We start from the raw sequence: 22,038 nt of genomic DNA, 5'->3' as shown, positions 1-22,038 counted from the left end.
TTTCTGGAATGACCGGCTTTTTGGCGAGCGACCCCGCGATCGCAAACATCGCAATCAAGGAGACATAGCGCCCAAGCAACATCACGAGTCCGAGCGAGACATTGTAAAACACGGTGTTTCCGCTGAGTCCCGCAAACGCCGAGCCGTTGTTGGCAGCCGTCGAAGAATACGCGTACAGTACCTCCGTCAAACCGTGCAGTCCCGGATTGAGAATCGATGACGTCCCCGCCTTCAGCGAAAGTGCGAGCGCCGTTGGAAATAAGATGATAAACGGGTGCACAAGCATCGCGATCATCGCCAGCTTAATCTCGCGCGCCTCGATTTTTTTGCCAAAGATCTCAGGGGTGCGCCCAACCATCAAGCCGGAGAGAAACACAGAGATGATCAGGAACATGAGGATGTTCAACAGCCCCACGCCTTTGCCGCCAAAGATGACGTTGAACATCATGAAAAGCAGTGGCACCAGCCCGCCAAGCGGTGTGAGACTGTCGTGCATCGTGTTGACAGCACCCGTCGTAAACGCTGTGGTGATCGCCGTAAACGCGCTGCTGAGCGCCTCACCAAAACGCATTTCTTTGCCTTCCATGTTGGGGCCCTTGATGCCAAGCGCGTGCGCGAGAAGCGGGTTGCCCCCGGTCTCATTTGCGTAGATCACAAACGCCCCGATCAACAAGATCGCCGTCAAAAACACGTAGAGCACGACCGCCTGGCGGCGATTTTTGATCATCAGCCCGAACAGTGTCAGAAGGCTCGCCGAGATCACGCCCATCGCGATCATCTCAAGGACGCCCGTGAATGCGGACGGGTCTTCAAACGGATGCGCGGAGTTCGCATTAAAAAAACCGCCGCCGTTGGTGCCGAGTTGCTTGATCGCTTCGAGCGACGCCACGGGTCCGCGCGAGATGATCTGCGTGCCGCCGGACAGCGTGTGCGCCACTTGCGCGCCCATCAGGGTATCAGGAATCCCAAGTCCCACAAACACCACCGCGAGAACGATGGATAGGGGCAAAAGCAGGCGCGTGTGAATCTTGATGAAATCCATCCAAAAATTCCCCAGCGATTCGCCGCGGTTAGAGATCAGCGCGCGCAGGAATGCGATGGCTGCGACAAACCCGGTGGCCGCCGAGGTGAATTGCAGATATGTAATTGCGAGCATTTGCCCGAGATACGACATCGCGTTCTCACCCGCGTAATTCTGCCAGTTCGTATTCGTGATGAAGCTAGCCGCCGTGTTAAACGCCAGATCCCAACTCATGCCGGGGATGTGGTCCGGGTTTAGCGGTAGCACCCCTTGTAGGCGAAAGATCACATAGACAAAAATCATCATGGTGAAATTGACCAGCATCAGCGCACGCAAATACGCCTTCCAATCCATCTGGACGGAAGGGTTTACCCCCACCAACCGATAGAGCACCTTTTCAAAAGGTGCAGCCCATCCTTCGGACGCTTTTTGCTGTTTGGCAAACGTGCGAAACAGATACACGCCAAGCGGGACGCTCAGCGCGACAATGAGCCCTATGATGACGACAATGCCAATCGAACCTGCAACCGTCACAACGTGTCGCTCCCTCTTAGAACTTTTCTGGGTGAAAAATCACATACGTCAGATAGACCATGACGATCGCCGCGACAAACAACAAGACCCACATCCCGGTTCCTCCTTACGTCCTGTCAAAAATGCGAAATAGCCATAAAAAAAGAGAAAAGACCGCGACATAGAGCAAAAGAGAGATTAGATCTCCCAAATTAACCACCTCCACCATCCACTCAACACAAACAAACCTTTCGTCATTGTAGCTTTGCGACACGTAAATATGCCGTAAAGATATTCGTCTCCCGTGTAAAAAAACCGTAAAAAACGCGTTTCATCGCGAAACGCGTTTAGTCTTTGGCATTTGTTTCTTCTTCATACGCGACGATAAAGCGATACCCGACGCCCGGTTCTGTGAGAATGAGAGAGGGACGCGCTGGATCTCTCTCTAGTTTCTTTCGCAAATGACCGATATAGATGCGCAAATAGTGACTTGATTCATCCACGTTATAGTTTCCCCAAACCTCCTGCAAGAGCTGTCGGTGAGTCATCACCCGCCCCGCGTGGCGAACCAAGACCTTTAAAAGATCATACTCGATCGGTGTGAGTTTCACCGGTTGCTGATGATGCAGCACCAAGCGCTGCGCGAGATCGACCGTGAGGTCGCCAAACGTGAGAACAGGCTCTTCTTGTTTTGGAATATGGCGAAGCCACACGCGGATGCGGGCGAGAAGTTCGCCGAGTGCAAACGGCTTTGTGACAAAATCATCCGCCCCCTGATCGAGCGCCGCGATCTTTTCTTCCACATCCTCGCGCACCGTGAGCACGATGATCGGAACGCGGGACCATTCGCGGATTTGCTTGAGCACCTGATGGCCCTCCACATCTGGGAGTCCGAGATCAAGGATGATCAAATCCGGGCGCATCTCACTCGCTTTGAGAATGCCATCAGCGCCTGACTCGCTCTCAAACATCGCGTAGCCATGCGCCTGGAGATTGACTTTTAAAAGCCTGCGAATCGACTTCTCGTCATCAATGACGAGGATTCGCGCACCGTGGGCCGTCAAGCTGTGACCATCCTTCCGTTCCTCGTGAGACTCTTATCTTACCGCGAAGTGAGCGGCAGACTCAAGACCAGCGTGCTGCCTGAAGAATCTGCGGCTTCAACCCAGATGTTCCCACCGTGGGCGAGCGCGATGCCTTTGCAGATGGCAAGTCCAAGTCCCGTGCCCGTGATGTGCTTATTGCGCGGAGAACGATAGAACTTCTCAAAGATCCGCGCGCGCTCTTCTGTCGCGATGCCCATGCCTTGATCCTTGATGGCGACACGCATCGTGTGATCGACAACGTATGCGTGAAGCGCAATTTCACTTTTCTCAGGGGAATATTTGATCGCATTGCTCAACACATTGACCAGCACATGCTCAATCAAGACACTGTCAACGTGTACGCCCGGCAGGTCATCCGGAAGATCGACGGTCACTTCGCGCTCCGCCAGGGATTCGCGCAGTTGGTGTAGCGCCACGCCGATCAGATCCTCGATGTCACACCACTGCTTGCGCAAGCGCATCATGCCGCTCTCAAGACGCACCATGTTCAACAGGTTTGTCACCAGGCGATTCATGCGAACAGCTTCTGCGCGAAGGGTCGCGATCAGCTCACGATGATCCGCCACGTCAAGAACGCCTTCGCCTTCGAGAATGCCTGTCGCCGCGCCAATGATCGAGGCCAGTGGCGTGCGCAGTTCGTGAGAGATCGAGTCGAGCAACACCGTTCGCAAGCGCTCGGACTCTGCCGCGAGATGGGCCACTTTCGCCTCTTCTTCGAGTTTGAAGCGGGCGATCGAAATGGCCGCAAGGCTTGAGAGCGCCTCAACGAGTGTCATTCGCTCAAGGTCAAGCGACGGAACTGACAAACCGATATGAATACAGAGAACGCCGTACACGTTCGCCTCCGTTTTGAGCGGCAGGTAGAGTCCCGCCGCTTCTTTAAAATACTCTGTTCCGCGACCGCACATTTGTCCGTGATGAAACGCCCACGACGCAAACGTCTGATCCAATTCATTCAGCCACGCGTGATCTGCCGTTTTTTCAACGACCATTCGCCCGTCTGCCTGTGGCAACACGATCACAACCGGCATGTGCAGGGCGTTTGAGACCTGCTGTTCGAGTGTCGCAATCATCGATGCGAGGTCGGTGAGCGACACCATCTGACGGCTGATGCGATACAAGATCGACGTTTGCTCTTCGCGCCTTGTCGCTTCTTTCAACTGAGCCCGCAGACGAGAGGCGAGGGTTGCCGTAAGCCCTGCGACCATGAGAAACACATTGAAAGAGATCAGGTAGCGAAAATCGCTCACGGAGAAGTTCAGCACAGGCGGAACGAAGAAAAAGTCGAACAAAACCACGCCGAGGCTCGCCGCAAAAAAAGCTGGCCCCCGCCCAAAACGCAGCGCGCTGTATAGGACAGGCAAAAGATAGAGCATCGCGATGTTGACACGATTGAAAAGCCACCCAACATTCCACAAAATCAACGTGAGCACGCCAAGGAGCACGAGCACAAACACGTAGTGGTACACGGAGCGATCCGAGCGCCATGTACTGCGGCGCTGTTTTTCGCTCCCCTGTCCTTGCCGACCAGAATACGGAGTGCTTAAGCTTAACCAAGGTTTCACGGGCGATTCACTCATGTCATGCTCCTTGTCTTTCAATCGAGTCGAGCGGAGATTGCCTTCCTATCATCATAGCAAAGGTTCACTCGACTCGACAGTAGCATGCTTTTGCCACCCTAGAAGTTTGCCGCCTCCACCATGCACCGTTCATCAAGATCAGCATGGGAAGAGCGCAATTGGGCATTCTATCCGTGATTTACTCGAGTCACGAAGTAAACGCATAAAATTCCACCTTGAATGCGGGGGATCTTCCATAAATATTTTACTTCAAATTTTAATAACAAGTGATATCCCAATGATTGGATTGATCTTCTTACTCTGTGGACTGATCACGTATTTCGTGGATTATAGACCATTAAAGAAAAGCGAGAAGGAAACATCCCCTCAGAACCAACACCCATCAGATGACTCAAATGAAACCTATTTCAAGACAGCCTCTCCTTCTGCTGGACGACAACCTTCGCGAACAACGCCACGTCCGAAGCCCTCCAAATACGAGCTTCGCTTTATGAAATTTGCTTCCTTATTTTATGTGATTGGGGGTTTTCTACTCATCGCGTTCATTCAGATCATGTCCGCAATCACTTAATGTGGGGCAAGACCGGAGCGAACGACATTGAATGTATTGTGTAGACGGATGGTTGCATCTTTGGCGAATACCTGATCCCAGCGATTTCTCGTCTCGATATGACTCCAATAGACCGGATACTGAGCGCGAACATACTCGCCCAATCCGATTGGATCAATCCCCAACCGCTTCATTCTCTTTATAAATTTGACCTGACCATCTTGCAAAAATTGTGCCGATTCAATAGACAGTTTTTCCATCAGCGTACTGCTTAGCTGATGTCTTGAGGATGTCAACTCATGGACGTTCCCGTTGATGATCACATAGATATCAAAAAATGGTTTGTTCTGTTTCATTTTCAACTTGATGATCGTGTGTCTAATGGTGCCTTTAAGCGTGGCGCTTTGATTGGGTTCATCAGGAAGAGGAACAGAATAACCGTAGCCCGCTTGCTTTTGGTTGGTCAACTCCATATACGGAGCCACTTGAAGTGTGTTAAGCGTCCCCACCATTTTATCGCCATGGAATAAGGCTAATCCATCCAAATAAATCCGGTTATCTTCGCCGGTGATAAAAGGGAGAATAGGCTCGCGGCCAAACGATGACAAGGTTGACCAATAGTTTCCTAAAAATACATTTGGAATTTTCCCAAGCGTTACCGCGTGTTCCATCGTTCCAACCAAATAAAGTGTGGGAACGCGTTCTAGCTTAGGAGAAGCTTGCAGCACTTGTTTTGCATCTCCGTGACTAATGATCATCCATATCAATCTGCGCGTTTCTGCATTACGCCGAAAATAATCCTGCAGCGCAAGCATACCTGTGGTTCTAGCAATCTGTTCATTGACAATGATGATGCGCATTTGACCAATAAAAATTCGGTCTGCCAAATCTTCTTGCAAACGCTCCATCGCGTCATCCACCGTTTTTCCTGTCGCGCTTAAAATCCAGACAGGTTGCTCTGTTTTACCGCCGCCTCCCGCCGTCGGGCCGAGGGGAATGCGTCCAGGAATCGCAATTTGCGCACTGATTCTGTACCCTACACCACGCGCATGGGGACCCGTAATATTTTTTGGAGGCTCGTCATTCACAGGATCGATGGCAATCCCAAGAATGGTTCCCCGCTCTTCAATCTCCAATCGGTCCCAGCAACCTGTTAGCAGGGACGCCCCACCCACCAACACAGCAATCAACGCAGAGGAACGAATCCATTTACGCATGACGCAAAACCTTCTTTTTTTTAAGTACCTTTTTCAAGAGGTGAATGAGTACAAGGAGAACAGGGTAGCCCATCGTGAGGATAATGCCGAATTGGCCGACAATCTCAACAATCGTGTATAGATTGGCGATGTTTTTCGGCAAGAGAGACATTACAAAAATCACGGGAAAGATAAAGATCGACATGCTCCGATGGTCATAAAGTTGAAAAACGTGCGCCATGCCGCGGATTGAACAATAGTATGAGGAGAGGATCCCTGTAAAAACAGCGGTCACCCAGACCGCGACAAAGATCGGATCCAGCCTCTCAATAAAAAATACGGGCAGTGACGCGGTTTTTGCCAAATCAAGTGTCGGCCAGAGAATGTGTTTGATCTCCTCAGTTCCAAACACCCCAAGCGTTGCGAGCATTAAGATGACATAGAGTGAGCCCGCCCCACCCACGCCAATCAAAATGCCCTTCCACGCTCGCTCTGGATGAATCATGTATGGAATAAACATTCCTGCGATCAGGATGTTTTGAAACAGCGCCGAAATTGTCAAAACAGCTTTTAGTAAACTCATAGGGTGGGTGATGTGAAACCACGGCTGAAGGTTTAGTTCATTCCCTCCTTTGAGCGTTAGCAACACAATGACGATAACTGGAAAGTACACCCATGGCATGTAATACGTGAGAATCCGTATGACGACAAAAACATTATTTCGTGATGCAATCGCTGCGAGAATGAGCATCGTCAGCACCGTTACTTCGACGGGTGTACGTTGCAAAACGGACGTTACCACCACTTCCCCGAACTCGCGTGTAGCGAGAGCAGCCAGCTCAAGATAGTAAAAACTCAGCAGCGCATGGATGATGCACCCCACCCATTTACCGAGCAACTGATCCCCGTATTCAAACATCGTAAGCTGAGGATATTGGCTTCCGAGGTACGCGACAAGTATTCCAATGCCAAGCACAAAGAGTACGGCCATCGCGGTCGCCGCGGGTGCGGCCGTCATGACATAATTCACCGTGATTCTCGGAAACGCTAACAAACCCACCCCAATGATCGCGGTCCCGATCGACATCGCTAATTGAATCACAGACGCTTCTTTCGGTTTCTCACTTTCTTGTTTCATTGACTGACTACTGTTGTTCCTTTGATCTGTCATACGCTAACCGCCTAACATGAGGTGATTTATGGTTGATTTGATTCATCATTTGGCGTTGAAGATGTAGAGGAATTCTCAGAAATATTTTGGTATTGAGGAGCTAGCGGACGCCCTTTTTGGTTTTTTAGGGTTTCCTGATTGACCTTTATGCGTGTCGCTTTCCCTGTTTGCAATTGTTCTGGTCGTTTGGACATCATCCATACGGGCGCTCTGATGATCGAATCAAAAAATCCGAATTTATTCCCAGGCAGGAGCGGACTCAAGTAAGGCACACCGAAGGACTCCAACTTAATCAAATGATTTGTAATTAAAATAATGCCCACCATCACGCCATACAGTCCGAAGATTCCCGATATAATCATAAGAGGAAATCGCAACATGCGCAGCGCAATGGCCGCATTATAGGCGGGTGTCGCAAATGAACCAATCGTGGTGAGCGATACGACAACCACCGTAATGGGGCTGACAAATCCTGCGTTCACAGCAGCCTCACCGATCACGAGAACGCCTACAATCGAAAGCGCCCCGCCAATTTGTTGCGGAAGTCGAATCGTCGCTTCACGCAGAATTTCCATGATAATCTCAAGTCCAAAAATCTCTACAATAGCGGGAAATGGAACGCCCGCGCGGCCACCCGCCACCGCGACGGCAAATTTGGTTGGGATCATTTCCGGATTGTATTCAATCAAAGAGACATAGACCGAAGGGAAGATCAGCGCAAACAACAATGAAATCAAACGAATGGCGCGAATCAAACTGGCCATGAGAAACCGCGTATCGTAGTCTTCCGTCGTCTGATAAAATTGAGAGAAAACCGCTGGAACGATCAGACAAAAGGGAGAGCCATCCACCAAGATCGCCACACGCCCTTCAAGAATGGAAGCCACCGCTTTGTCCGGGCGTTCCGTATTTTGTACCTGAGGAAAAGGCGAAAATGGGCTATCCTCAATAAACTGTTCAAGATACCCCGACCCATAGAGAGAATCTGTTTTCACCACCTCGAGTCTCTTTTTAACTTCGTTTACCAACGCTTCATTCGCGATCCCCTCTAGATAACAGAATGCGACATTCGTAGCCGTCTCTTCCCCGATTTGAATCTTATGCACCTTTAAATCGGTCGACCGCATGCGCTTGCGAATTAAAGAAACATTCGTGCCGATCGATTCGATAAACGCTTCTCGCGAACCTTGGATCACTTGTTCTGTTTGCGATTGTTCTACGGCGCGCTCTTTAAAAGCCTGGGTACTCAGCCCTATGACTCTTTCGTATCCGTCGAGGAAGAGGATGGAGTTTCCAGCGATGATCCAATCGGCTGCTTCCCGCGGGGAGTTTTTGATCGCAACATCCGCGTACGGTATGCACTGCGAATAGATGACGCGAAATGCGGAGGTTCCTCGCTGCTGGCTCTGGTCTATCGTAAACATCAGAGCGGCCAGAATATCATTGATATCCGTCTTTGAAGAGGAGCCATCCAAGTGAACGAGCCCGCAGGAGATCAAGTCATCATTCAACTCGATGGTAAATCTGCGAATCAACAAATCCATGTTTGATCCTAATGCATTCTCAAACAGTGCAAGATTGGGCTCTAATTCTTTGGTAAATACACTGTGCAGGAAAAATTCAGACGGTTTTTGTGAATCTCCACTTTTTTCGTTTTTTATGCGGTTTTCTTGACGATTTACAAGATTCTCATCATGATTTTGGGGTGCAAGCGTTTTTTTCTGTTGCGCTCTTTTTTTATATTTCATTCTCAAAAACACAAGAATCACCTGACAGTACGACGTGCAGTTAGGGTTTCCAACCCGTCCACTTCTATCCTTTTACCAATCGAAATAACATCACGGTCAAACACTTACCTTCGCTTTGCTTAAAAAACACGCATAATCACTTAAATTACCTTGACGTTTTTTCAAATATTTACTTATAATCCTTACACATGGAGGTGTTTCGCTTGAAATCACTTAGTCAAGAGGAGCGACTTGTCCATATCCTGAGTTACCTGAATCAACATCACCGCGTGACACTCCAAACGATCTGTGAGCTTTACGATGTCTCCCGCGACACAGCGCGCAGGGACGTTGTGAAACTTGCAGAAACCACACAGGTTGTGCGAACACGCGGCGGCCTGATGCTGCCAAGCTTGTCAAAAGAGGTTTACGGCTATAAAGAGCGCCTGAACCGTGAATCACTCGGTAAATTAGAGATCGGACGAGCCGCCGCTTCCCTCGTTTCAGACGGCGAATTCATCATCCTGGACGCATCGACAACCGTACAGTTTGTTGCAGAATGCTTGACGGCGCGAAACGTGACCGTTGTGACAAACGCGATCGACGCCGCGAGCATCTTGTCAGAAAAAGAGAACGTCACCGTGCATGTTTTGGGTGGGGTTTTAAATGGTGCACACCGTTTTTTACACGGTGCCTCGACACTCGAAAAGCTCTCCGAGTACCACGTCGACAAGCTGTTTCTCGGGGCTTGCGGAATCACTGGGGATGGGCTGTCGTATCCGCATGAAGAAGATGGCGTCGTTAAACGCGAAATGATCCGACACGCCGACCAAGTGATCGTCCTCGCGGATCACACGAAATTCGGAAAGCGTCTGTTCCATAAGATTTCCGATTTGGTGGCGATTGACATCTTGGTTACCGATCAGGAACCAGGCGTTGAGCTTCAGCGCGCACTCGATGAATCTGAAGTTCACGTGATCGTGGTCAAGGAGGATCGCTCATGATTCGACTGATTGTAAGCGACGTGGATGGCACGCTATGGATCGATGATGCAATCCGTGAAAACGACGTAGCTGCACTGCGCCAAGCGCACCAGCAAGGAATCGAAATTGGTCTAGCATCTGGCCGCATGGACCCTGAACTGCAAGAGGTCGCGAAACGTCTTGACATCCCTTGCCATCGCGTCAGTCAAAATGGTTCGTTTGTTTATGATCACAACGAGCGTCTCCTTGCGTCTGCGAGCTTTGATCTAACACTTGCACGCCAGTTGCTCTCCTTCGCAGCGAACGGTTCGCTCCCCTACACGGTCAGTTGCACGGACAACCAAATCTACATCCCGCCACTCAAAAGCACACAAGCTTTGAGAGACCGCATGTTCATGCCTGTTCGTGAATGTGCCGAGATGGAGCGCCTGTTTGAACAGGGTACCCTGCCATGCAAGTTCGGCTTTTTTGGGGATTTGGACACACTTCACAAACTCCGCACGCATCTCCTCGAACGCTTTCCAAATGCGCTTCACGCAGTCATTGCAGATAGGGACTGTCTGGATGTGATTCCAGGCCATGTGTCAAAAGGCGTCGGCCTACGCTCGCTGATCGAGCATCGCAACATCCAAAGCGAAGAAATGGTTTGCATCGGCGATTCGTTTAATGACCTCGCGATGTTTGAGGTGACACCGCACAGCTTTGCCATGTCTCACAGTGATCCCGCCGTCTTGAAAGCGGCGCGCCACGTCACCGCTTCCGTGGCAGACGTCTGTGCTTTTGTGAACCATTACAACCGGGACTGCACCGCAGAATTCGCGCACAAGGAGAGAAACGCTTGAACGGATTTGTACAATTGGCGTCGTGGATGTACCTTATGAATGGCCTCTCCAATGAGTCACTCGGGTCCGTCTTTGTAGTTTTCTTAAGGCACTACGGGGTCTCGTACACACTGGGCGGACAACTCATCTTTCTGCAATTCTTCGGCTTCTTACTCGGCGTCGGGGTGTCTTCGCTCATCGTGCGCCGCATCGGCTACCGACACACGCTGGTCTTGGCGAGCCTGTGTATCGCCATCGCGCAGATCGTCACGGCCATGCTCCCCCCCATGCCTATCATTATCGTCACCTGTCTAATGAACGGCTTCGGCCTCGCCTGCACGCAAAATACGATCGTGGCATCTCTCATGGAGTGGTTTGCAGGTCGGCGCGCCGTCGTCATGAGTCGGATGGAGGTGACCTTTGGCGCAGGATCGCTCATCATGCCGCTCGCCGTCAGCGGATTCATCGCGTGGCACCACTGGAATCTCGGCTTCTATCTCGTTGGAATCATCTCGCTCGTACTGAGCCTAGCCTGGATGTTCATCCCGATCAACGCGCAACATGACACGCACGTTGGCCCGCGCGACGCCCACAGCGCAGCGCTCACCGTTCAAGGGGCAGGCGCTAAAACTCTGCTCATCTCCGTGTTTGTCGGCATGATTTTTCTCTACGTCGGGCTCGAATCCTGTATGAACAACTTCCTCCCGTCGATCTTTATTTCCTACATCCATATCAAAACGAGCGTGGCCACCTTAACGGTCACCCTTTTCTGGATCGCCATGGTCATCGGTCGCGCGCTTACCGGGCGCGTCATACGCCGCGTGCCCTACTCGCGCTTTCTTCTCATCAGCATTGGCGCCACCATGGTCTTGTTCGCACTCTTGGCGCTTATTCAAAACCCGTGGGCAGACGTCATCTTCGTATTTCTTCTCGGGCTGAGCATGTCAGGTATTTTTGTCATCATCATGGTCTTTGCCAATCACGCTTTTCCGGGGCAAAACCAGCGCGTCACAACCCTTGTCACACTGTTTGCCGGCCTCGGCGGCGCGCTCATGCCCGCACTCTTTGGGTGGCTCATGGATCACGAATCCATTCGGATCAATTTGTGGAATCTTACAGGATTCGCACTGCTCCTCTTTGCGATGCTCATCGTGATCATGCGCATGGAGGAAAACCGCTTGCATCCTGTCGCGAGCGATGAACCTCACTTCAGTTCATGATTCAGTCTGAGCTGTGCAAGCTGCCGCGCAACGTCGCAAGCGTTTCAAAAAGTCGCGCGTAAACGTGCGCCCCCACGCGATAAAAAGAGAGGTCGAGCGACTCGTTCGGCGCGTGCATGCCGTCGCGAATCCCGGAAAAGCCAAGCGACAACACTTCCACACCCAGCAGTTCTTTGAGCATGCCAAGAATCGGCACGGTTGCACCCATTCGCATGTGCATCGGGTGTCCCCCCATCACATCCTGAAGCGCAGCATCCGCCGCCTTCGTCGCGGGGTGATCCTCCGGCAGGAGATAAGGGTCCGCCATATCAAATAGCGGTGTCACATGCACCTCCACGCCAGATGGCGTCACACGCGCAAGATGCGCCTTGAGCAACTCGATGATCTTCGCGGGTTGTTGATGGGCCACCAGTCGACATGTGATTTTTACGTGCGCGACGCAGGGAATAATCGTCTTTGTACCCTCGCCCTGAAATCCTCCCCACATGCCATTGACTTCTAATGTCGGGCGAAACCACGTCGACTCCATCGGAGTAAACCCAGGTTCGCTGATCAATTGGTTCACGCCGATCGATCGGCGAAAGTCATCTTCGCCAAGCGGCATGCGGGCGCACATGGCGCGCTCGTCAGGCGCGGGGAGCGCGACGTCATCATAGAATCCTGCCACCGTCACGCGTCGGGACTCATCATGCATCGACGAAACAATCTGTGCTGCGACGTGAAGCGCGTTGTGGACAACGCCCCCTGCCAGCCCAGAGTGCAGGTCACTCTCCGCCGTCTTCACATCCATCTGGAAGCCGCACATTCCTTTTGCCCCCACAATGAGCGTGGGAATTTGAAGCGCGAGTTGCGCAGAGTCAGCGCTCGCCGCGATGTCACACGCGATCTTGTCGCGATGCTCCGCAAGCCATTTTGGTAGCGAGCGGCTTCCGATTTCCTCTTCCCCTTCAATCACAACTTTCAGATTGACAGGGAGTTTACCTGTTGTACGCAGGTGCGCCTCTATCGCGTGGATCATCACCAGGACATTGCCTTTCATATCGCTTGCGCCGCGCGCAAAAAGCCGACCCTCGCGAAGATCCGGCGCAAACGGCGGCGTCGTCCACAATTCAAGCGGATCAACCGGCTGCACATCATAGTGTCCATAGAGCAGAAGCGTCGGCGCGTTCTCTGCGTGTAGCCAGTCGCCATAAACGATCGGATGCCCATCTGTTGCGAGCACTTCGACATGCTCTAACCCGGCTGATTCCATGCGGGATGCGAGCCACTCGGCTGCACGCTTAACCTCGGCTTGATACTCAGGTAGTGTTGAGATGCTTGGAATGCGAAGAAAGTCTATCAAATCTGCGAGAAACGACTCTTGATTGGCTTCGAGAAATGACTTCCAGTTTTCCATTCGGGCGACCGCCTTTCACACGCAAGACAGGATTCAATTCATTTTCAATGATCGCTAATCTCATCACAGCATCGCGAATATTGGATCAATAAGCGACAAAAAAGGGATGGGCACGCTTTTCTAAGGTTTGTTCGATGCGTTCGCGGAAATTACTCCATGTGACCATGCCCAGCGCGCGATCCACTGGAAAAAAGCCGACCGCCAAGCTCTCATCCGATGTTTGCGGCGTCCCGCCAATCAGCTTTCCCAGCCACAAGGTGTTCACTACGCCGTTCGTCAAGTGTTGATAGATTCCGCAAAAAGATGTGATTTCGATGTCAAACCCGGATTCTTCCTTCACTTCGCGAACGGCTGCATCGCGTATCGATTCACCCATCTCAACAACGCCGCCCGGTGGTTCCCAACCTCTGCGCGGTCCCTTGATGAGCAACATTTCACTCTGTTCATTCATCACGACGACGGCTGCTGACACATAATGCTTCGGCAGATCAGACATGGATATGGATTCCCCCCTACGAACATCTAACCTGTCCCCATGATTACACGCAGCTTCATCCAAACTGGTAAATCGATGAATAGGATACAATATTTGGGCATATGTCAATTTCCTGACCAAACTTCAAGATGCGTACTATCGTAAGTATCTTTTAATTTCGTTCCAAAAATTCTCGCGTGTTCCAGCCATATAAAAGACAACGGACTGTGGTGAACCGTCATCATTTTCTATGATGACATAGGCAATTTCATAATTTATACCTTTGTACTGAATGTCATATCCCCAAAAACCCTGTAAATCTCCAACTTTAATTTGTCCACAATAGGGATTAGTGAGAATATCCATAACCGCTTCCTGAAAAAGATTTTTCAAGGGTTTTTCAACTAGTTTTTTGATGTATCGTTCAAAAGGAGGTCGGTGAAAAAAGGGGATCAGGGAAATCAGTCCCCCTGTTCGACGCTGTCGTCGCGAAACAATTCGATAAGCTGTTCCTCTGGAGAACGGCTATCCATCCTATCTTTTGCAGCTTGATGTGCCTCATCTACCATTCGTTTTACTGCCGGACGAATCCCATCGCGCAATCGCTGAAATTCTGTTAACAACGCCTCCCCGTTGTATCCCTGTTGAATCAAATCCTTGAGGATCTCTTCTGAGAAATCATCCCCACGTCGAACTGGTCGAATGACAATTTCGTCATTTCGCAACAGACATTCTACTTCATCATGAATGCCAAGCTCGCGATAATACTGTATCGGCAAGGTAATCTGGCGGCTTTTCGAGACGCTGATAACCTTGGGTTTTGCATCCAAATACTTCCCCTCCACGGTATGTCCTTTCGTCAATAGGGTTTCCATATTGTATGCCTCCTTAATCAGAATATGATTTTCCATTTACACAGAAAACAGGTTTCTTAGTAATCATGATACACTACTATGTCAAGATTAGACGATAAACCTCAAGAATGTAGCAGATCGAAAAAGGGTGGAGACGCCCCTTCGTCTCCACCCCAAGAATCCTTTCAACTCACTTCGCGAACAGCCGCATCATGTATCAACTCACTTCGTCAAATCGCGAAACTGTTCATTCACATGATCGTCGCACAGTCCGCCGTGATAGCAGATCACCTGTGCAACATCGAGCGCTGTAAACTTCTTTAGAGACGCCAACGCCATCGGCATATCCGGGGTCGCTTGGGCACTCGGTCCGAGCAGCTTCCCTTCGCGACCCACCGTAGAATCCCCCGCAATGAGCGTCTTGCTCGGAAGATGATAGAGCGCGATGTGCCCCGGTGTGTGCCCCGGTGTAAACACCACCTGTACCCCGCCAAAAAACGGCAAAATCTCGCCGTCCGCCACAACATTTGTCACCTTCGCCTTTGGCGGATGGAGAAACATCGCCTCCGCCTGCTTGCGCGCGTCTTCCGGCAGGCGCGCGAGCATCTGCGCCACGCGCTCAGGGGTCATCTTGATCGACGGTTTGTCCCCTTCAATGTACGGCTTATCTTCGGCGTGCGCGTACACCGCCACGGACTGACCAAGCTCGCCTAGAACCGCTTCGATACTGCCGACGTGATCGATGTCCTGATGGGTGAGAATCACCGCGTCAATGCGCTCAAAAGGGACACCCGCCTTCTCGACCGCTGCGCGAATGGCGTGCAGTTGTCCCGGCACACCCACGTCAACCAAAACTGCGTGTTTGTCATCATAAAGAAGCGTAGGATGAATCACGCTCGCGTTACCCGCAAATACCATTTCAAGCTCCAACATTTCAACACCGTCTGCGATTCTCATGATTCACCCCAAAGATTTGTTTTCGCGAAACCTAACGTTGACGTCAGGTGCGTATTTGTATACTATCGTGTCTTAGGTGCTTCTTGCAACTCCACTCAAGGCCGGTGATGACCGTGACAGAACAAGAACCTGGTGAATTGACTGTTGAAGCCGTCCTTCGCCAACTTCCTCTAACCCCGCGCACACTTCGCTATTACGAAGAAGTCGGGTTGATCGCGCCCAGTTCAAGAACCAGCGGCGGGCACCGCCTCTATGACCAGAAGACGGTGGAACGCTTACAGCAGATTCTTCGATTGAAAGAGAATTTAGGCGTTTCGCTTCAAGAGATTCGCGAGATTCTCGACGCCGAGCAGGCACTCGATGCGTTGCGACAATCGTTCCATCAGAACAGGCAGGATCACGAAAGACAACTGGAATACACCGATCGCTATATCGAGGTGCTCCGTCAACTGATTGAAAAAATGGATGAAAAAATAGAAAGCGTGACTGCAATGCGCGACCGTTATCAAGAGCGTCTGCAAAAATCCCTCTATTTTCGCGAGAATGGGTTTCGCAAAAATGAAACTGAAGGAGAATAACCTGATGTCGCCTGACGCCACACCAAAGACCGCGAGCCCCCACTATAAGTGGATCGCTTTATCCAACACGACGCTTGGCGTCTTGATGGCGACGATCAATCAGTCTATCCTGATCATCGCGCTCCCCGTGATCTTCAATGGACTAAAGGTCAACCCACTCGCCAGCAATCAAACTGGGCTCCTGCTCTGGGTGCTGCTCGGCTTCAACATCGCGACCACCGTATTGCTCGTGCTGTTCGGTCGCCTGTCTGACATGTTTGGCCGCGTGCGCCTTTACAATATGGGATTTCTCATTTTCACCATCGGCTCCGTGCTCGCAGCGCTCACCTGGAGCAAAGGGACGGCGGGGGAAGTCGAACTGATCATCTTTCGCATCATTCAAGGCATCGGCGGCGGTTTTCTCTTTGCAAACGGCGCCGCCATCCTGACGGACGCCTTTCCCGAGAACCAGCGCGGTTTGGCGCTCGGACTAAACCAAGTCGCCGCGGTTGGCGGCGGGATCATCGGCCTTTTGATCGGCGGGGCACTCGCCGCGACGGGCAACTGGCGCTTTATCTTTCTCGTAAACGTCCCCGTCGGGCTCTTGGGCACCGTGTGGGCTTACATCGCGCTCAAAGAAGTCAACAAGAAAGCGGCAAAACAGCACCTGGACATCTGGGGCAACATCACGCTCACGCTCGGTCTTCTCGGTATCATGCTCGGCCTCACCTACGGCATCATGCCCTACAACCATCACACGATGGGCTGGACCAACCCTTGGGTGCTCACAGGGCTGATCGGCGGCGTGCTTATGCTCGGCCTTTTCGTCCTCATCGAACACGTCACTGAGCAACCGCTTTTCAATCTGAAACTCTTCAAGATCTGGCCATTTACTGCAGGAAACCTGAGCGGACTGCTCGCATCACTGGCGCGCGGAGGCCTTCAATTCATGCTCATCATCTGGCTGCAGGGGATCTACCTCCCACTGCACGGCATCTCCTACGCGCGAACGCCGCTGATCGCGGGACTCTACACCCTCCCGCAGATGATCGGCTTTCTCGTCGCAGGCCCTGTCAGCGGGATACTCTCCGATCGCTTTGGCGCGCGCATCTTCGCCACCTCTGGAATGGTGCTTACCGCCCTCGGATTTTTCCTGATGGCCACACTCCCTGTGGATTTCAATCCGTGGATGTTTTTTACGTATCTTTTCATAATCGGCGCCGGCATGGGTCTTTTCGCGTCACCGAACAGCGCCGCCATCATGAATTCACTCCCGCCGCAGTATCGCGGCGTCGGATCAGGGATGCGCTCCACCTTCACAAACGCCGGCTCCATGCTCAGCATGGGACTCTTCTTTTCCGTCATGATTGCCGGACTCGCACAGAAGTTGCCGCACGCCATGCTGACGGGACTTACACGCCATGGCGTCCCTCTTGCCGGCGCCGTGCAAATCTCCCATTTGCCGCCAACCGCCTCGCTCTTTGCGGCGCTGCTCGGTTATAACCCTTTGCAAAACCTCCTACAGCAATTCGGAATTCTCCAGCACATGCCAGCGAGCCAAGCGAGCATCGTCGTCGGTCAGCGGTTCTTTCCGACCTTGATCGCGCAGCCCTTCATGCACGGTCTCGTACTCGCCTTCACCGTCTCGCTCATCATGTCCCTCATCGCCGCCGTCGTCTCTCTCTTTCGCGGCAAGCGCTATATCCACCGCGAGAGCGAATCGTCCACTGAGTCCAAGTAAAAATTCTCCGCACTGCGCGGAGAATTTTTACTTTTGTGGTAATATTAAAGTAAATCATAATTTTGCCCTGCGAGGGTATGGGGGATCAGCGTTTGATGGGGGCAGTTAACATACTATCCGATGGCATGATCGGTACTGCGTTTCTGGGTCTCATGGGTTCCGGCATTTGGCACGTTGGCTACATCGGCCTAATCTTCTTTGCACTATTTCTAATCACATGGTTTTTAAGTTTGACGATCCAAACATTCCCAACCCGAAGATTTTTTCATAGATTATCAACACTTCATGTATCGAAAAAATATAACCCTGCATTGGTCGAATTCATTCTAGCGGGAGATGCTGAAAATGGATTGAAACAACCATCCGTCGCTCTCGAAGCATGTGAAGAAATCGATCGAAGAATGAAATTCTCAATGAACACGTTACTTTTTGTAATCTTAGGTTTCCTGATCATTAGCAAAAATGGATTTCATGTTCCATTTCCGTCTTATCTTTACCCATCGATTCAAGGCATATCAGGGGCACTCCTAGGTGTTATTTACTGTTTCGTCATACGAGGCCGAGTTTATCGAGTTAAAAAAGCAATTCACACGATGTAATGGAGACAAACCAGAGTCGAAATCTTGTCGCCAAGTAAAAATTCTCCGCCTACATGCTGAAAACACCCCCAAAACCCGTTATTCTGCTGATTTTCGTCAGCGGAATAACGGGTTTTGTTTTAGTTATAAAACGACGCCGTTTAAATTACGCACTGTAAAACAGCTAACAAAGTATATTGACTGATATAGTAATGTGATGTATGATGCCGATGTCGAGGTGACGATATGAGTGAGAATAAAATCACATCTGACCTGCTGCGAGGACACACCGATACGATGATTTTGCGACTCTTATCCGAAGCTGACCGCTATGGCTACGAAATTGTCAAACGGATTGCCGAGCGTTCAGATGGTGAGTATGAGTTGAAAGAAGCTACGATGTACTCAAGCGTCCGGCGGCTGGAGGCAGATGGTGACATCGAGTGGTATTGGGGCGATGAATCTCAGGGGGGACGGCGCAAGTACTTTCGGATAACCGAAAAGGGTAGGGCTACTTACGCCAGCAACAAAAACAATTGGGAGTACGCAAAACGCGTGCTCGACATCTTATTGTAAGGAGATTTGACGTTATGCATGATAAACTGACGAACTATTTAAACGATTTATTCGCGCCCTACGATGGAATAAAAAGCGTTACCGAACTAAAGGCTGACCTACTCTCCGATTTGCAGGAGCGCTTTCGTGAACTCAAAGCCGAAGGCAAGGATGATGATACAGCTTTTGAAATGACCCTTGACAGCATTGGCGACATTGAGCAAACGGTACAGGAGGTCGCCAACCTCTCCCACTCACTGGAGCGTCAGGTGCTGATAAATTTCAGCGCGAGCAATCTGAAAGAGAGTGACTTTGCGGGCGTGAGCGCTCACAAAGGAAAATTCAAAGCGAGCGCGTTGCGCGGTGCCAATTTTGCTGGCGCAGACTTGACCAGTAGCTCATTTGAAGCCAGCGATGTGCGAGAAGCCAATTTTGACAGAGCAAATCTAACTGACTGTAGCTTTTCCACCTCTGACCTTACGGATGCAAGCTTCCGCAAATCCGTTTTCGTACGTACAAACGTGAGCATGTCAAGTTTGAAAGGCGCAATGTTCATCGATGTTAAACTGACTGATGCCAAATTGACCATGACTGACCTCAGAAAAACGACCTTTGAGAATTGCATCTTTCATGGCGTTGATTTCAAGTATTCCGATCTGCGAGGCATGTGTCTTGACGGGCAAACCTTCATCGGTGTCAAGTTTGATAAATCTGCACTGAACGACGTTTCGTTTCGAGGTGCGACATTAAGAAACGTATCCTTCCTTTCCGGATTTACCTGGTCCAAAAAATACTACCGTGCCATCAAAACCATCTGCTTTGACGGAGCGATGTTGGATAAGTTGACCTTTGCTTCGCTTAAAGGCATAGGATGCGATCTATCAAACGTCACGGTTATCTAAGGGTGTGCAAAGTATGCAAGACTTGGCAATCCAAGTGAAAGGACTTCAGAAGTCCTACAAACAGCTCCATGTCTTGAACGGTGTAGATTTCGAAGTGAAACAGGGCAGTATTTTCGCTCTGCTTGGCTCAAACGGCGCGGGAAAAACAACCATTTTAAAAATTTTATCCACGCTACTTAGGCAAGACCGAGAAAAGGAGAGTGCTTGAAGTGATAACTGAAATCTATCTTGTGCGTCATGCTGATTCGGATTATTCCTCTGGAGACGAAGAGACACGTACGCTCTCTGAACGTGGACGTATCGATGCATTGACTGTGACAGAATTGCTAATGAAAGAACGTATTCAAATGGTTTGTTCGAGTCCATACGTAAGGGCAATTCAAACGATCAAAGGTACAGCCACCAGGCTTGGGGTGACAATCGACTTGGACGAACGGTTTCGAGAACGGAAATTTGCACAATCCGATTACATTGTCACCGACCCTTTAGAAGCCATCGAGAGAAGTTTTATAGAACCTGAATTTGCACTCCCAGGTGGTGAATCGATTAGAGACGTTGAACGACGTGGAATTAGTGCAATGAACGAAGTACTTCAAAAACATAACGGTAAACGAGTGGCAATTGGGATTCATGGAGGTATCATGACAATCATCATGCACCACTACGACTCCCGATTTGACTTTAACTTCTTTCGACACTTGCCCAAGCCTGACATCTACAAACTCAGCTTCAAAAATGAGAATATCAACGGGATAGAAAAAATCGGGACATTTGGTGATAAAACTATTTCTGAATCTAATTGAACAAACGGGAGAGTTAAATCATAAGAGAGGTCACCTAAAATTCAATATTAACCAAAAAAATTATTAATTTTTAACTTAAAAAATAATCCGCACAGATAGAGATGCAACGAATAATCTTCACTTGCAAATCTCCTGATTCCCCAGAAAATCGTTTTCAGTATCATCGTCAACTTAACATCCTCGAGGCTTCTTTTGGATCAAAAAATCATTTTACCCATGTACTTTTAATTTTTCTTATAGACGGACACCGTGTGTACTATCGCGTCCGCTTTCTAAGTAAGCCTACACGATTTTGGCAACAGTGTTTGAACACGACAGAGGTCGCCCCCAACGAATTACTTCGGTGTATAATCATGTACAAGATCAATCTGACTGTTCTGGAACTAACAGGAGGTTATCTCCAAATAACAATCTAATCAATTATATTGGGATTATATCGGGAATTGGTTTTCGGATATTAACTGGTTATGGAAAAACTTTCTGGGGGTTGAACAATGGGGGAGAATGTACATCTATGCAGACCGTCTATTGACTTACAAAATGAGTATATCTCCTTCTATGAGGAGTGGGTAAATGGTGGTGAAGAGTTGGAAGGTATGGCACCATGGGTGATTTCCAAAGACCCTGCAGATTTTCACAAGATGATTAAATCCTTGTTAAATAACGAGAAAGTAGAGTATTTGCCCGATGGAGGGATACCTTCTTCAACATACTGGTTGATAACTGACTCCCGAAAGGTTGTCGGGTCAGTAAATATCCGTCACAGTCTTACGACTTTCGGTCACATTGGGTATGGCATTCGACCTTCTGAGAGACGAAAAGGGTACGCTACAAAGCTATTAGCTCTGTCATTGCTAAAGGCAAGTGAGTTAGGCATAGAAAAAGTTTTAGTCATTTGCCATAAGGATAATACAGGCTCTGAAAAGACAATACGAAACAATGGTGGGATTCAGGATACAAGCTACTTTGAAGAAAACGGAAATGTTCTACTACGATTTTGGATCGATTTGTAAATTGATATGTCGTGTTCTTAAACATTAGGTATGGGCACTTTTGGGACAACACACCATTCATAAACATGATTTGGGTTGACGAGAAGCATCGAGGAAACGGCGTGGAGTAGCAAGCTGTTCTCTGCTGGGAAAATGAAATGAAACAAAAAGGTTTTGATCTCGTGATGACATCAACATTGTCGAATGAAGATGCTCAGCACTTCTATAGAAAGTTAGGGTATCGAGACGCAGGTTGTTTATTGTTGCACAGCAAACCGTTGGAGATACTTTTCACTAAAGCATTGCTGTAATTCACTCTCTTCTGTCTCTAAAGGGAGCT

At 50.0% G+C, this 22,038-nt stretch carries 22 protein-coding genes and 2 pseudogenes; 12 read left to right on the top strand and 12 right to left on the bottom strand.

The features are described 5' to 3' along the window. From kdpA to AYW79_RS09175, 7 genes are all read right to left on the bottom strand, one after another. The coding region (gene kdpA / locus AYW79_RS09205; RefSeq protein WP_067564791.1) for a potassium-transporting ATPase subunit KdpA at window positions 1-1,555 on the bottom strand (1,555 nt) is incomplete at its 3' end. 16 nt (window positions 1,556-1,571) lie between these two features. Beyond that, complete coding sequence (locus AYW79_RS16395; RefSeq protein WP_079290753.1) at window positions 1,572-1,649, bottom strand: potassium-transporting ATPase subunit F; 78 nt, start codon at window positions 1,647-1,649, stop codon at window positions 1,572-1,574. 232 nt (window positions 1,650-1,881) lie between these two features. Further along, complete coding sequence (locus AYW79_RS09200; protein WP_067564790.1) at window positions 1,882-2,598, bottom strand: response regulator; 717 nt, start codon at window positions 2,596-2,598, stop codon at window positions 1,882-1,884. A gap of 38 nt (window positions 2,599-2,636) precedes the next feature. After that, window positions 2,637-4,220, bottom strand: a complete 1,584-nt coding sequence (locus AYW79_RS09195; protein ID WP_082806585.1) for a DUF4118 domain-containing protein — start codon at window positions 4,218-4,220, stop codon at window positions 2,637-2,639. Window positions 4,221-4,787: 567 nt separating this feature from the next. Further along, window positions 4,788-5,987 (bottom strand): Ger(x)C family spore germination protein, encoded by a 1,200-nt coding sequence (locus AYW79_RS09185; RefSeq protein WP_067564788.1) that lies wholly within the window; start codon window positions 5,985-5,987, stop codon window positions 4,788-4,790. Further along, on the bottom strand, window positions 5,980-7,137 hold the full coding sequence (locus AYW79_RS09180) for a GerAB/ArcD/ProY family transporter (RefSeq protein WP_079290649.1): 1,158 nt from the start codon (window positions 7,135-7,137) through the stop codon (window positions 5,980-5,982). Before AYW79_RS09180 ends, AYW79_RS09185 begins: the two co-directional genes overlap by 8 nt. Before the next feature lie 26 nt (window positions 7,138-7,163). Beyond that, window positions 7,164-8,750 carry a spore germination protein gene (locus AYW79_RS09175; protein ID WP_418251488.1) on the bottom strand — a complete coding sequence of 529 codons (1,587 nt, stop codon included), beginning with the start codon at window positions 8,748-8,750 and terminating at the stop codon, window positions 7,164-7,166. Window positions 8,751-9,088: 338 nt separating this feature from the next. Here AYW79_RS09175 and AYW79_RS09170 point away from each other — a divergent pair, with 338 nt between their 5' ends. The 3 genes from AYW79_RS09170 to AYW79_RS09160 are packed head-to-tail and all read left to right on the top strand — an operon-like array spanning window position 9,089 to window position 11,888. Further along, window positions 9,089-9,868: a DeoR/GlpR family DNA-binding transcription regulator gene (locus AYW79_RS09170; RefSeq protein WP_231877737.1), complete on the top strand. Its 780-nt coding sequence runs from the start codon at window positions 9,089-9,091 to the stop codon at window positions 9,866-9,868. Then, window positions 9,865-10,689 (top strand): Cof-type HAD-IIB family hydrolase, encoded by an 825-nt coding sequence (locus tag AYW79_RS09165; RefSeq protein WP_067564785.1) that lies wholly within the window; start codon window positions 9,865-9,867, stop codon window positions 10,687-10,689. The genes AYW79_RS09170 and AYW79_RS09165 overlap by 4 nt, the downstream gene beginning before the upstream one ends. Then, entirely contained in the window at window positions 10,686-11,888 is a 1,203-nt protein-coding gene (locus AYW79_RS09160; RefSeq protein WP_067952686.1) for an MFS transporter, read from the top strand. Before AYW79_RS09165 ends, AYW79_RS09160 begins: the two co-directional genes overlap by 4 nt. A gap of 1 nt (window position 11,889) precedes the next feature. On the opposite strand, the gene AYW79_RS09155 is transcribed toward AYW79_RS09160, so the two are convergent. The 5 genes from AYW79_RS09155 to AYW79_RS09135 form a co-directional block, all read right to left on the bottom strand. Continuing rightward, window positions 11,890-13,284: a dipeptidase gene (locus AYW79_RS09155; RefSeq protein WP_067564784.1), complete on the bottom strand. Its 1,395-nt coding sequence runs from the start codon at window positions 13,282-13,284 to the stop codon at window positions 11,890-11,892. 85 nt (window positions 13,285-13,369) lie between these two features. Then, a complete protein-coding gene (locus AYW79_RS09150) occupies window positions 13,370-13,780 on the bottom strand; it encodes an NUDIX hydrolase (RefSeq protein ID WP_067564783.1) in 411 nt (136 codons plus the stop codon). A 135-nt stretch (window positions 13,781-13,915) separates the two neighbouring features. Next, complete coding sequence (locus AYW79_RS09145; protein ID WP_269449024.1) at window positions 13,916-14,212, bottom strand: type II toxin-antitoxin system RelE/ParE family toxin; 297 nt, start codon at window positions 14,210-14,212, stop codon at window positions 13,916-13,918. Between the two features lie 8 nt (window positions 14,213-14,220). Continuing rightward, window positions 14,221-14,634 carry an AbrB/MazE/SpoVT family DNA-binding domain-containing protein gene (locus AYW79_RS09140; RefSeq protein ID WP_067564781.1) on the bottom strand — a complete coding sequence of 138 codons (414 nt, stop codon included), beginning with the start codon at window positions 14,632-14,634 and terminating at the stop codon, window positions 14,221-14,223. A gap of 201 nt (window positions 14,635-14,835) precedes the next feature. Next, window positions 14,836-15,570, bottom strand: a complete 735-nt coding sequence (locus AYW79_RS09135; RefSeq protein ID WP_067564778.1) for an MBL fold metallo-hydrolase — start codon at window positions 15,568-15,570, stop codon at window positions 14,836-14,838. A 113-nt stretch (window positions 15,571-15,683) separates the two neighbouring features. On the opposite strand from AYW79_RS09135, the gene AYW79_RS09130 reads away from it, so the two are divergent. The 9 genes and pseudogenes from AYW79_RS09130 to AYW79_RS16390 all read left to right on the top strand — a co-directional run. Further along, entirely contained in the window at window positions 15,684-16,148 is a 465-nt protein-coding gene (locus AYW79_RS09130) for a MerR family transcriptional regulator (protein WP_179123088.1), read from the top strand. A 4-nt stretch (window positions 16,149-16,152) separates the two neighbouring features. Further along, window positions 16,153-17,868: an MFS transporter gene (locus AYW79_RS09125; RefSeq protein WP_067564774.1), complete on the top strand. Its 1,716-nt coding sequence runs from the start codon at window positions 16,153-16,155 to the stop codon at window positions 17,866-17,868. 92 nt (window positions 17,869-17,960) lie between these two features. After that, window positions 17,961-18,467, top strand: coding sequence for a hypothetical protein (locus AYW79_RS09120; RefSeq protein WP_067564772.1), 507 nt, complete (start codon window positions 17,961-17,963; stop codon window positions 18,465-18,467). A gap of 225 nt (window positions 18,468-18,692) precedes the next feature. Further along, on the top strand, window positions 18,693-19,022 hold the full coding sequence (locus AYW79_RS09115) for a PadR family transcriptional regulator (protein ID WP_067564770.1): 330 nt from the start codon (window positions 18,693-18,695) through the stop codon (window positions 19,020-19,022). A gap of 14 nt (window positions 19,023-19,036) precedes the next feature. Then, window positions 19,037-19,903 carry a pentapeptide repeat-containing protein gene (locus tag AYW79_RS09110; RefSeq protein WP_067564768.1) on the top strand — a complete coding sequence of 289 codons (867 nt, stop codon included), beginning with the start codon at window positions 19,037-19,039 and terminating at the stop codon, window positions 19,901-19,903. Between the two features lie 13 nt (window positions 19,904-19,916). Beyond that, a pseudogene (locus tag AYW79_RS09105) lies at window positions 19,917-20,090 on the top strand (ATP-binding cassette domain-containing protein); the annotation flags it as partial. A gap of 22 nt (window positions 20,091-20,112) precedes the next feature. Next, window positions 20,113-20,706 carry a histidine phosphatase family protein gene (locus tag AYW79_RS09100; protein WP_067564764.1) on the top strand — a complete coding sequence of 198 codons (594 nt, stop codon included), beginning with the start codon at window positions 20,113-20,115 and terminating at the stop codon, window positions 20,704-20,706. Between the two features lie 494 nt (window positions 20,707-21,200). Further along, window positions 21,201-21,719 (top strand): GNAT family N-acetyltransferase, encoded by a 519-nt coding sequence (locus AYW79_RS09095; RefSeq protein WP_067564762.1) that lies wholly within the window; start codon window positions 21,201-21,203, stop codon window positions 21,717-21,719. Window positions 21,720-21,742: 23 nt separating this feature from the next. Beyond that, window positions 21,743-22,009: pseudogene (locus tag AYW79_RS16390) on the top strand (GNAT family N-acetyltransferase); the annotation flags it as partial. Between the last annotated feature and the right edge of the window lie 29 nt (window positions 22,010-22,038).

Origin of the sequence: Ferroacidibacillus organovorans (assembly GCF_001642725.1) — a bacterium.
Taxonomy (GTDB): domain Bacteria; phylum Bacillota; class Bacilli; order Alicyclobacillales; family SLC66; genus Ferroacidibacillus; species Ferroacidibacillus organovorans.
Note: the sequence above shows the minus strand (reverse complement) of the source record. Positions and strands in the feature narration are given on the sequence as shown.